This window comes from Flavobacterium sp. OHVDL-2026-0007, assembly GCF_059882335.1.
In genome coordinates this window covers 4,224,524-4,236,633 of the sequence record NZ_CM187612.1, presented here as the reverse complement: position 1 = coordinate 4,236,633, position 12,110 = coordinate 4,224,524, and the positions used below count along the sequence as shown (strand labels likewise).

Here is a 12,110-nt window from a genome sequence, read left to right as displayed (position 1 = left end):
CTTGAAAAAATTCATTTGATGCCTTTTTTATTTATAATCAACGGGATATCATCCTACCTAGCGGCTAACATCAGAAAAAGCCCGCAAAACAAGACCTCTGACATACCTTTCTACCAATGAAAACCCTTCAATTGCAAAATACCGATTACAAAATTGCAAATTTTAACCATTTTTTAAGAAGCATACTCAAAATTATAGGGGGTTAAATTTAAAATTTAATAAAAATAATGCGCAATACCCTATTTTTTTATGGGGTGTTAAATCATTTTATACTTTTATAAAAAATTAAAAACCAAAACCACTATGCGAAAAATTATTTTAAGTGTGATTCTGATCACTATTTTAGTATTAACTTTTATATCCAATTTCATTCTAACCGATACCCCAATTCCAGCCACGGCTGTAAAATTTGACACCGGGGACACCGCTTGGATGATCGTAGCCACAGCCTTTGTACTATTAATGACCCCTGGATTAGGTTTTTTCTACGGTGGTATGGTAGGCAAGAAAAACGTTATCAGTACCATGCTTCAAAGTTTTATGGCCATGGTCATTGTTACTATATTATGGGTGGTCATCGCTTTTGGACTTGCCTTTGGACCAACTATTAAGGGTATCATTGGAGACCCTACTACTAATCTGTTTTTCCAAGGTGTCGGGACCAATACCGCCTGGAGTCTTGCCCCAACCATTCCTTTTATGTTATTTGCTTTATTTCAAGCAAAATTTGCCATCATTACCCCGGCCTTAATCACGGGTGCTTTTGCAGAACGTATTCGTTTCTGGGCTTATTTATTATTCATGGTATTGTTTATCATTTTCATATACTCTCCTTTAGCCCATATGACTTGGCATCCAGAAGGTCTATTCTTTAAAATGGGTGTACTTGATTTTGCTGGAGGAACTGTAGTACACATGAGTGCTGGTTGGGCTGCATTAGCAGGAGCCATCTTTCTAGGAAAAAGAAAAATTCAAAAAGTAAATCCCGCCAGAATCACCTATGTGCTATTAGGAACCGCTTTATTATGGTTTGGATGGTTTGGTTTCAACGCGGGTTCTGCATTAGGAGCCAACGGTTTAGCTGTACAAGCCTTAGGAACAACAACAGTTGCTGCCGCAGCCGCTGCAATGGCTTGGGTATTTTACGATAAAATTTTAGGTCACAAATTATCTGCTCTAGGTGCTTGTATCGGAGCTGTTGTAGGTCTAGTAGCCATTACACCTGCTGCTGGTTTTGTAAGCATCCCTCATGCTATCTTTATTGGAGCCTTTGCCGCTATTGTTAGTAATATAGTCGTAAGTAAATTTCCTAAAGGAAAAATTGATGATGCCCTAGATGTTTTTGCCTGCCATGGTGTTGGTGGTATGGTCGGAATGTTGTTAACTGGTGTTTTTGCTTCAAAAGCAATCAATCCTGCAGTGGGAGACAATCAAGGTTTGATCTTCGGAACGCCTACTTTGTTCATCAACCAATTAATTGCCTTGATCGCTGTCTCTATCTTTGCCTTTGTAGGTTCTTATATTTTATTTTATGTTGTCAATAAAATTACGCCTCTAAGGGTATCTGAAGAGAAAGAAGAATTAGGATTAGACATCTCTCAACACGGAGAATTTTTATAAACCAACCACTTCCTTTTTGCCTTAATAAAAAAAGCACTCTAAGTTTTATACTTAGAGTGCTTTTTATTTGAATTAACTTCAACCTTTATAATGACGATTGTTTTTCTATTGTCTTTTCATCCTACATGAACTCAGAAAGAATTCACAAAAGAGAAAAAATATTTTAAAGCAAAAATGATCAGAGAAAATATAACCATCCATAATCTGAAACTCTCAACCTTTATGAGTCCCTCATGCATTCCATTTTCTCTTCTTCTTTTATTATTGCCTTTCTTAATCAAATAAAACAAGAAAGCCGCTAAAACAAATGTTCCACTTATAACCAAATCCAATACAACAGGAAATGTCATGTCTTATTTAAAATTAGCAATCCCTTCTTTCAACCAATGCAAATATTCATCAGCACTAACATAACTAATGGTTGGTTTTGAAGTGTTTAAATTCTTTCCTTCCAAATCAGTTATAATGTACAAAGGCTGCGTATTGGTTTTGTATTTGGAGATCATAAAATCCGTCCATTTATCCCCTACAGTAACGATTTTATCCCCCGATTCTGTTACAAATTGCTCTTCTTTTGGCAATTCACGTTTATCATCCACATAAAGCGAAATCAAGACTACATCATTCTTTAAAATCGGTAATATCGTAGGCTCTGACCAAACGTTGTTTTCCATTTTTCTACAATTCACACAAGCATATCCTGTAAAATCAAGCATAATAGGTTTGTTGATTGACTTGGCATAGGCTACACCATCTTCATAATCATGAAACACCACAATTCCATGTGGGCCCAATTCAGCTCCTTCTGGCATCCCTTGTAAACCTCCAACATTTGACATAGGGCTCGCTGAACCCCCAAGTCCTAATGGACTTTCACTATATTGCATTGGAGGAGGAAATGCACTGATTAATTTCAATGGTGCTCCCCAAAGTCCTGGTATTAAATAAATGGTAAAAGTCAATATTAACAAACCAAAAGACAATCTTCCAACTGAAATATGAGTTAATGGACTATCGTGTGGCAAGGTGATTTTTCCGAACAAATAGAAAGCCAAAGTTCCAAAAATAGCAATCCAAATCGCTATAAAAACTTCTCTTTCCAAGAAATGTAATTGTAAAACTACATCCGCATTGGATAAAAATTTAAAGGCTAAGGCCAACTCTAAAAATCCCAAAACTACTTTCACGGTATTCAACCATCCGCCAGATTTAGGCAATGAATTTAACCAACCTGGGAACATCGCAAACAACATAAATGGCAAGGCCAATGCTGATGAAAATCCTAACATCCCCACAACTGGAGCTATTCCTCCGTTTGAAGCTGCTTCAACTAAAAGCGTTCCTACAATAGGTCCTGTACAGGAGAACGATACAATCGCCAAAGCCAAAGCCATGAATAAAATCCCAACTATTCCACCTCTATCGGCTTGTTGATCCGCTTTATTTGCCCACGAATTAGGCAACATAATTTCAAAAGCCCCTAAGAATGAAGCCGCGAAAATGACCAATATCACAAAGAAAATCAAATTAAACCAAACATCAGTAGACAAGGCATTTAAAGCATCTGCTCCAAATATCTTAGTCACTATTAAACCCAATATTACGTAAATGGCAATGATCGAAAATCCATAAATAATCGCATTTCGAATACCTCTTGCTCTGCTTTTACTTTGTTTGGTAAAGAAACTTACCGTCATTGGAATCATTGGAAAAACGCAAGGCGTCAACAATGCTGCAAAACCTGAGATAAAAGCAATAAAAAAGATCGACCATAAACTTCTCGATGGTGCTGGTGCCGGTATTTCTTCCTGAGCTACAACTCCTGCCGCTGTGGTCTGAACTTCCGTTTTAAGCGTATCTACTGCAACTTCATTTACAGTATCAACCGCTAAACCTTCTACCTTAGTCTCGTCTTTTTTCACTTCTGTCACACTAGCAAGTGCATCCATTTTAAAAGTCGATGGAATAGCAATGGAGAACTTTTTATTCGAGTTGATACAAACTTCTTTACACACTTGATAATCGAACTCTAGATCAACTGTTTTTAAGTTCGGGTTTATAAGGGTAATTTCCTGTTCTATATGTGCTTTCCCTTCAAAGAAGGTTTCATTTACACCAAAAACATCATTAAAAGCCGTTCTGGTTTTTCCTTCTTTGGCTTTTCCGACTAAACTATAGTTTCCTTTTTGGTTTTTAAATGATATTTCTAAAGCAAGTGGTCCACCATCTGGTGTGAATTGCGAATACATATGCCAGTCTTTGTCAATAGCACCTTCAAAGATTAATACGGCGTTATTTCCGGATTTCTTCTCAATTTTTGCAGTCCATTTTACGGGTTCAATCATTTGTGAATTTCCTTTTGCAAACGCAAACAAGAAAAACAGCAAAAACATAATGGTTTTATTCCAACTACTTTTTGGCATTGTGGCTCGATATTGATTATTAAAGTTCATTATTCTAATTCTATTTTAAGTATTCTATTTGAGGTTTTTTCTATTTTAAAGCGCTCGTCTTGTCTCATCCCTACTACCCAAACGATCTGGTCATCAGAACACAAAAGCCAGGTATTTTCTTTATCAATCAACGATAATTTCTCGTCTTTAAAAAATTTACTTATTTTTTTTGTCTTCCCATTCATTCCAAAAGGCTGAAAAGAATCTCCTTCTTTCCATTTACGTAATACTAAGGGATAATGGATTTTTTGAGCGTCCACAAATATAGCCTTATTTGAATTTACTGTTATGTGACCTACGTTACAAAGCGACAATTTTAAGGGAAAATTAACTACCTTGTCATTTTCATTAATCTCATACTCTTCCGTTTCTTCGCTTTGAGAAATCGGGCTCAAAATTAAGGTTTCTCTATTTTTTAGCAATCTAAATTCAGCCGAAAGCACCTGTTTTCCTGACTGTCCGTTTACTAAATCATAAACATCATTCCAAGCCAAAAAACCAAATTCATTGAGCCATTGATACAAATAGGATTGATAATTCGGTAGCTTTTTAAGTTGATTTAAATCAAAATAAATTTCGTCACCTTCTTCTCTGGCCACTTGTTGATAAATCATAATCGAAGCATCCTCAACCATGACTAATGACTCCTGCAAATAAGATTGTGTCTTTTGAAAGGCCGTCAAGAAGTTTGGATTGATCTCCTTTAGGATTGGAACCAAATCATGCCGAATTTTATTTCGCAAATATTTGTTTGAAGCATTACTACTATCTTCCCTCCACTCTATCTTATTCTCTTGTGCATAGCTTGAAATTTCCTCCCTTGAAAATGGCAAAAGCGGGCGAATAATTTGATTTTGATGTTCCGGTATCCCAGTCAAGCCCTCTAATCCGGTTCCCCTACTTAAATTAATCATGAAGGTCTCCAAATTATCATCGGCGTGATGCGCCGTCACCATATAGTCGTAGTCTTGAGTCTCTAAAAGCTCATAAAACCAACTATAACGCAACTCACGAGCAGCAACTTGAGTCGATAATTTAAAGTCTTTTGCAAAAGCTTCCGTATCAAACTGTGTAGTAAAAACAGGAATAGCATGTTGCTCGCAATAGTTTTGAACAAAACTTTGATCACCAAAACTTTCTAAGCCGCGCAATTGAAAATTACAATGCATCACGGCAATTTCATAAGGCAGCTGTTGTAATAAATGCAACAAAACCATACTATCCAAACCTCCGCTTACGGCTAGAGCCAGTTTTTTTCCTTCCAAAAATGGAAATCGTAGTCCGAGATGATGTTGAAATTTTTTAAGCATTTATAAATGTAAAAATTAAATTTTGTTTCTGGTGTATTCCTTTTATTGCAAAACCTCGTGCATGGCCTTGGCCTTTAACAAACATTCTTCGTATTCTTTTTCAGGAATAGATTGTGCCGTAATAGCACTTCCAACAGAAAAAGAAACATAACGTTTCTCCTGATTGTACAAAATACTTCGAATCACCACATTAAAATCAAAGTCACCCTCTGGAGTAAAATACCCCACAGCACCACTGTATAAACCTCGTTTGGTTTCTTCTAGACCTTCTATGATTTTCATCACTGAAATCTTAGGCGCTCCAGTCATGCTTCCCATTGGAAAGGTTGTTTTCAAAACATCAATCGGCGAATATTGAGGATCAATCTTTGAAGTAATAGTAGAAATCATTTGATGCACCTGCAAAAAAGAATAGATCTGACAAAGCTCCGCCACTTCTACAGAACCTCTTTGCGCTGTATGTGACAAATCATTGCGAACCAAATCGGTAATCATGATATTCTCTGCACGCTCTTTTGCATCTGTTTGTAAATTTTGTCTCGATTTTTCATCTTCACTAGGATCTGAAAATCGTTTTGAAGTTCCTTTTATCGGTTGAGAAATCAAGCTTTCACCTACTTTTTTCAGATACCGTTCTGGTGAGGCTGAAAGTAAATATTGTTGATGATTCTTAAAGAAGACCGAAAAAGGAGCCTGTGATATGGTATTTAATTTTTGAAACTTTTCCAAAGGATTAATAAAAGCATCCTCTGCAAAAAACTCCATGCAAAAATTCGCTTCATATAAATCACCTTTGTGAATATGTTCCAGAACTTTAGTAACCTTCTCCACATAGGAATCCTTAGAGATCCTTTGTTGCACCACAACCCCGTCCAGTGTCTGAAATGGTTCATCCTGATTTTGAATAATCGCTTCAAAATCTTCTTCCACCTCATCATCACAAAGCATTAAATACTTAATTTCAAGCTGGTTGCCTTTTAATAAAAAGAGTTTTTTGGGTTGAAAGAAAAACAAATCTGGAAAACCTAAGCCATCAAAATTAGACGAGCTTAAGACTTCAGTATCATTCTTTAAATCATACGATAGATAACCAAAAAGCCAATCCTTTGTCGTTTGTTGATATTGCTTTAAATCATCAAAAGCGTTGTAAAAATCAGTCTTTAAAGACGTAAAAGCATCCACAGCCAAGACACAATCAAAACTAGAATATTCTTGCGGATAGGAATTGCTATCTAAAAAAACAAGCTCACGAAACTGTTGTGACCAACTTAACAGCTGTAGTTTAAATTGGGCTGGATTTGCAATATGTTTATGAATTGAAACTCTCAAAAATAAATGGATTTTAGACCTCAAAATTACGACAAAAAAAATCCTTCGATAAAAGAATACTCAAAAATTATTGGCACGCTTTTTAGTATATCCAATTAATGCTAATTATTAAAACTTTTCTTGCCTATTTGATTGAAAACTACCCCAAAGGAAACGACACATCTTGCCCCGCATCAGCGCAAAACAAAGGCTAAACCGGTCTAGAAAAGGCCCCGCTATTAATTATCAATCAAATTTTAAACCTTTATGAAAACAATTGCCAAACTAGGATTGACTTCCTTCCTGATCATCACACTATTATTTTCCTGTAAAAAAGCCGATTACGCTACTAGTGAAACAGTGGAAAATAACAATGCCACAACAGACAGCACTGCTATTTCCTCTTCGGCAGCAGTAGAAAAAAAAGACAGCAAACAAAAATTCATCCGTACGGCCGATATGAAATTCAAAGTTAAAAATGTCATCAAATCAACTTATGCCATAGAAAATACGGTTAGCAAATTTGGAGGCTATGTCACGTGCACTAATTTACAAAGCAATATCCAAAACCAAATTAAAACTAAAATATCCCAAGACAGCACACTAGAAACTATCCATTATAATGTAGAAAACAACATTACCATTCGTGTACCCAACACCCAGCTCGACACGGTAATTAAAAGCATCGCCCAACAAATTGATTTTCTAGATTTCAGGATAATCAAAGCCGACGACATTTCTTTAAAATTAGTAGCCCATCAACTTTCTCAAAAAAGGAGCGCCTTAAATGAAAAAAGAGTGGAACGCGCTATTGATACTAAAGGCAAAAAAATAAATGACATTATGCAAGCCGAAAATACTTTGGCTAACCAAAAAGAAGCCACTGATAATGCCACAATAAATAATTTAGCGATGCAGGATCAAATTAACTTCAGTACCCTTACTCTGCAACTTTATCAAAATGACACTACAAAACAGCAAATCATAGCTACTGAAAAAGATAGCAATACTTATAAAGCCAATATAGGCATTCAGCTTCTTGATTCTTTGAAAAATGGCTGGTATATTCTTGAATCCATCATTGTATTTCTTATTAGCCTGTGGCCTTTTATACTCATTAGTGCAGCTGGATTTCTTCTTTACAAAAAACACCAAAACAAACAGAAAAAGTGTTAATAAAGTAGCAATTTCGTAATGAAAAATTCGTTATATTTGATATAGTATTACATTAGTCCAAAAAAAAGACTATAAAGATTGTGAAATTTCCAGTAAAAAGGTTTTTTTAATATTAATTTCCATTTTACTGGATAATTTAGATTGTAAGGTTATCTGAAAATAAAGTATACTTTTTTAACTTATTAAAATCCTAAGAATTATGAAAATTGCTACCATTATTGTCCGCGTTTTGATTGGTCTTCTACTGCTTTTTGCTTCCATTAGTTTTTTCTTCCATCTAATACCTGCCGAGCCAGTAAATAATGACGATTTTAAAGCTTTTAACACAGGGCTTGTTGCTTCAAAATATTTGATGCCATTAGCCAAGTCTATCGAATTGATTTGCGGGGTTGCTTTTGTAACGGGACGTTATGTAACTCTTGCCAATATCTTAATATTACCTATCACCATTAATATTTTATTCATTAATTATTTTATGTCTCCAGAAAGTTTACCAATTGCAGGTTTACTCTTCTTAGCCAATTTATTTTTAATTTACAGATATTGGGATAATTACAAAACTCTTTTCAAAGCTTAATTTATTTTCATTTTCACAATAAAAAACCCGGTCTATGCCGGGTTTCTCATTTAAAATTTTAATCTTACTATTTTAATTTAGCTATTGGACAATCCTATCGAGGCCGTCCACTCATTTTCTGAGTTTTCTTTAGTAATGCACGGCTGCTTTCAAAAAATAAAGCTTCTCTAAAAAGAACCTATCCAATACTAAACAATGCTTCTTTACATAAGCATCTCTACTGCTCTACATCGATAATAAGTACATTTAATCCATCATAAAAAAGGACCAAAAAACGAGCCCTTAAACACCCCAACATTGTCCTTTTTGACGAACTTGGCTTTCCCGATGCTTACCTCTCATTTGTCTTTTCTGACCTTATAGTCCCTTTGCCATCCTTTACTTACTGCCCTTCTCATGGAGAAAACATTTGGCAGTTACTTATCGATTATAAAAGCAATTTACGCTCTAAAAAATAGTTTTAATTCCCTTATTCCAAGAGCATACACCTTCTTACACTATCAAAGACGATAGTAGAATACCACCTCTAATTTACGACATTATTTTGAACTTTTATATTTTTCTTACTGCAAAAAAAATAGAATCTTAATCGATAAATGTTTTTACTAAACAGCTATATTTGATTAAACAATTTTGCGCTGTAAATGAAAAAATATCTCTTCTTAATTCTATTACTTTATACAAATTTTTCCAGATCTCAATCTGTAAAATCTGTAGATTCATTAAACATTGAAATCTGTAAATCCTTAGTTCAAAATAAAAATTTAAATAATGAAGTCCGAATTAATACTATTAATAACTTACATATATTCCCCTACTTATCAAAGTTTAATGACTCCATAAAAAAAGAGGAAGTCTTTCAACTAATGTTTAACAGACTACACAAAAACTGTAATGAATTTGTAGCTCTTTTTACAAATGAAACTAGCCATTATGGCTGGTCTATGCAATACGAAAAGCCGGCAATTACAGTATCAAAAGAACAATGCAATAACTTCAATAAAATTTCAAATTGCTATTATCTCGAAAATAATGGAGAAAAAGTAGAAGTAACCTTAAGTAATAATGTATGGATAGAAAAATTTAACGATAATACGTTCTCTAAGTTACATTACCGAAAAAAAAATGACTGTGAGTTTGAATTGGAATTCATAGAAAGCGATAATATATCCAGAAAAAATCTAAGCATAAAAGGCGACAAATACCTCTATAAGATATACAACGAAGAAAAAGGTATCTATAGTGTTTACTTAAAAAACAAAGAAACGTACTACACTTTTAAAATAATGACGCCATAAAAAAACCGCCAGTCCTAAAGCCTCAGGATTGGCGGTTTTAAAAAAATATGCTTTTCGTAAATTATACGTGTATCGCTCTATTGTCTGTAGCAGCTAAAGCCGCTTCTTTTATCGCTTCAGCAAAAGTTGGATGAGCATGGCTCATTCTTGAAATATCTTCAGCAGATGCTTTGAATTCCATTGCTGTAACCGCTTCTGCAATTAAATCAGCCGTACGTGCTCCAATCATATGAACACCTAAAACCTCATCTGTTTTAGCATCTGCAATGATTTTCACAAATCCGTCTAAATCTCCACTTGCTCTTGCACGTCCTAAAGCTTTGAAAGGAAAACTTCCCACTTTGTATTCCGTCCCAGAAGCTTTTACTTGCTCTTCTGTTTGTCCTACTGCAGCCACTTCTGGCCAAGTATATACAACACCTGGAATTAGGTTATAATCGATATGTGGTTTTTGACCTGCCAAGATTTCAGCAACCATAGTTCCCTCTTCTTCTGCTTTGTGTGCCAACATAGCCCCACGAACAACATCACCAATGGCGTAAATATTTGGAACATTCGTTTGCAAATGATCGTTTACTTCCACTTGTCCTCTGTCTGAAATTTTTACTCCAGCTTTATCCGCGTTTAATCCATCTGTATACGGACGACGACCAACAGAAACTAAAGAATAATCTCCCTCTAGCGTAATGGTTTCTCCTTTAGCATTTTCAGCTTGAACAACAACAGCATCACCGTTTCTCTCTACTGATTTTACTTTATGAGAAACATAGAATTTCATTCCTTGTTTTTTCAACACTTTAGTCAATTCTTTAGACAAAGAACTATCCATTCCTGGAATAATTCTGTCCATGAATTCTACAACAGAAACTTGAGCTCCTAAACGTAGATAAACTTGACCAAGCTCAATTCCAATAACTCCACCTCCAATAATCACCAAATGTTTTGGAACTTCTTTCAAAGCCAAAGCTTCCGTAGAAGTAATAATTCTTTCTTTATCAATTTTAATAAAAGGTAAAGAAGATGGTTTTGAACCAGTAGCAATGATGGTATACTTTGCTTCAATAGTCTCAGAAGTACCATCTGCTTTTGCCACAGCAATATGCGTTGCATCTACAAATGAACCTAAACCATTAAAAACAGTAATTTTATTTTTATCCATTAAGTAGTTGATTCCACCCACGGTTTGATCTACAACTGCTTGTTTACGACCAATCATCTTCTCTAAATTGATTTTTACATCACCAGAAACTTCGATTCCATGATCTGCGAAATGTTTAATTTCAGCAAAATGATGAGAAGAAGACAACAATGCTTTTGAAGGAATACAACCTACATTAAGGCAAGTTCCCCCTAAAGAGTTATACTTTTCTACTATTGCTGTTTTGAAACCTAACTGTGCGCAACGAATTGCTGATACATATCCGCCAGGACCTGAACCTATAATGACTACGTCAAATGAACTCATAGTTTGTCTATTTTATTTTTAGCGAGACAAAATTAAGGAATAAAGTTTTGTTTAAAGTTTAAATTCAATGTTTTTTATGTGAATTTTAAGGAAAGGTTCTTTGTTTTTAGCTCAAAGATTGAAAAATACAAAATGTTTTTTTTTGCATCTTAGTATTATTAAGATCGATAACTCAACATATTTTGTTTGAATAGTTTGAGATTACTTTTCTACCTACCATAGACCACTAATCACCAAGTACTTACAGAACCACTACAAATAATCAAGCAAAAGCACTTCAATTCTAAATCTAAGAAATCGCTCTAACACAAAAAACAATTTCTATTTTAAAAAATAACCGTCGAGTTTTTAACCTCACTGATCATAAACATACTTTGCGTACTACCAATATGCTGTAAAGTAGTGAGTTTGGTAACCAGAAATTCACGATAGGCTTCCATATCCTTTACTAATACTTTCAAAATATAATCGTAATCACCACTTACGTGATGACATTCCAAAACTTCATTTAATTGAATGACTTCGCTTTCAAACTTGGTCAAGAATTCTTTGGTATGCTGAATGAGTTTTAAATGACAAAAGACAACAAAGCCCTTGTCCATTTTTGTTTTATCCACTAGGGCTACATAATTTTTAATTATCCCTTCTCTTTCTAATTTCTTGATGCGTTCATAAACAGCAGTCACCGAAAGATTGAGTTTTAATGATAATTCTTTGGTTGTTTTCTTACTATCGGTTTGCAGTAAAACCAACAGTTTTTTGTCGATCGCGTCTAAAGTCATTTTTAGTGGTTTTAAGAAAAGAAAAAAAATCTACTGTTTGGATTCTTTTGAAACAAATTTAAACAAACATTCTACATATTATCACTTTTACAGATTTAAAATCTAAATACAATCATAACCA

9 protein-coding genes are annotated in these 12,110 nt (G+C 34.6%); 4 read left to right on the top strand and 5 right to left on the bottom strand.

Going from position 1 to position 12,110, the window contains the following annotated elements; genetic code table 11:
- The first annotated feature begins 303 nt into the window (after positions 1 to 303).
- On the top strand, positions 304 to 1,620 hold the full coding sequence (locus AC51AA_RS17430; protein WP_500703465.1) for an ammonium transporter: 1,317 nt from the start codon (positions 304 to 306) through the stop codon (positions 1,618 to 1,620).
- A 353-nt stretch (positions 1,621 to 1,973) separates the two neighbouring features.
- Here AC51AA_RS17430 and AC51AA_RS17425 read toward each other — a convergent pair whose 3' ends face one another.
- From AC51AA_RS17425 to AC51AA_RS17415, 3 genes are read right to left on the bottom strand one after another with little or no spacing between them, the layout of a single operon-like run.
- Positions 1,974 to 4,073 (bottom strand): protein-disulfide reductase DsbD family protein, encoded by a 2,100-nt coding sequence (locus AC51AA_RS17425; protein ID WP_500703464.1) that lies wholly within the window; start codon positions 4,071 to 4,073, stop codon positions 1,974 to 1,976.
- Entirely contained in the window at positions 4,073 to 5,383 is a 1,311-nt protein-coding gene (gene tilS, locus AC51AA_RS17420) for a tRNA lysidine(34) synthetase TilS (RefSeq protein ID WP_500703463.1), read from the bottom strand. The genes AC51AA_RS17425 and tilS overlap by 1 nt, the downstream gene beginning before the upstream one ends.
- Before the next feature lie 42 nt (positions 5,384 to 5,425).
- Positions 5,426 to 6,712, bottom strand: coding sequence for an anthranilate synthase component I family protein (locus AC51AA_RS17415; protein WP_500703462.1), 1,287 nt, complete (start codon positions 6,710 to 6,712; stop codon positions 5,426 to 5,428).
- A 246-nt stretch (positions 6,713 to 6,958) separates the two neighbouring features.
- On the opposite strand from AC51AA_RS17415, the gene AC51AA_RS17410 reads away from it, so the two are divergent.
- The 3 genes from AC51AA_RS17410 (at position 6,959) to AC51AA_RS17400 (ending at position 9,742) form a co-directional block, all read left to right on the top strand.
- Positions 6,959 to 7,867, top strand: a complete 909-nt coding sequence (locus tag AC51AA_RS17410; protein ID WP_500703461.1) for a DUF4349 domain-containing protein — start codon at positions 6,959 to 6,961, stop codon at positions 7,865 to 7,867.
- 199 nt (positions 7,868 to 8,066) lie between these two features.
- Positions 8,067 to 8,444, top strand: coding sequence for a DoxX family membrane protein (locus tag AC51AA_RS17405; RefSeq protein WP_500703460.1), 378 nt, complete (start codon positions 8,067 to 8,069; stop codon positions 8,442 to 8,444).
- A gap of 866 nt (positions 8,445 to 9,310) precedes the next feature.
- A complete protein-coding gene (locus AC51AA_RS17400) occupies positions 9,311 to 9,742 on the top strand; it encodes a hypothetical protein (RefSeq protein WP_500703459.1) in 432 nt (143 codons plus the stop codon).
- 61 nt (positions 9,743 to 9,803) lie between these two features.
- Here AC51AA_RS17400 and lpdA read toward each other — a convergent pair whose 3' ends face one another.
- The gene (gene lpdA / locus AC51AA_RS17395; RefSeq protein WP_500703458.1) at positions 9,804 to 11,207 is read right to left on the bottom strand and encodes a dihydrolipoyl dehydrogenase; all 1,404 of its coding nucleotides are present in this window, start codon (positions 11,205 to 11,207) and stop codon (positions 9,804 to 9,806) included.
- 326 nt (positions 11,208 to 11,533) lie between these two features.
- Entirely contained in the window at positions 11,534 to 11,989 is a 456-nt protein-coding gene (locus AC51AA_RS17390; protein WP_500703457.1) for an Lrp/AsnC family transcriptional regulator, read from the bottom strand.
- Positions 11,990 to 12,110 lie beyond the last annotated feature (121 nt).

Excerpts from the sequence above, each read along its gene's own strand:
- AC51AA_RS17430 (WP_500703465.1), top strand. The coding sequence starts at position 304 with ATGCGAAAAATTATTTTAAGTGTGATTCTGATCACTATTTTAGTATTA.
- AC51AA_RS17425 (WP_500703464.1), bottom strand. The coding sequence starts at position 4,073 with ATGAACTTTAATAATCAATATCGAGCCACAATGCCAAAAAGTAGTTGG.
- tilS (WP_500703463.1), bottom strand. The coding sequence starts at position 5,383 with ATGCTTAAAAAATTTCAACATCATCTCGGACTACGATTTCCATTTTTG.
- AC51AA_RS17410 (WP_500703461.1), top strand. The coding sequence starts at position 6,959 with ATGAAAACAATTGCCAAACTAGGATTGACTTCCTTCCTGATCATCACA.
- AC51AA_RS17405 (WP_500703460.1), top strand. The coding sequence starts at position 8,067 with ATGAAAATTGCTACCATTATTGTCCGCGTTTTGATTGGTCTTCTACTG.
- AC51AA_RS17400 (WP_500703459.1), top strand. The coding sequence starts at position 9,311 with ATGTTTAACAGACTACACAAAAACTGTAATGAATTTGTAGCTCTTTTT.
- lpdA (WP_500703458.1), bottom strand. The coding sequence starts at position 11,207 with ATGAGTTCATTTGACGTAGTCATTATAGGTTCAGGTCCTGGCGGATAT.
- AC51AA_RS17390 (WP_500703457.1), bottom strand. The coding sequence starts at position 11,989 with ATGACTTTAGACGCGATCGACAAAAAACTGTTGGTTTTACTGCAAACC.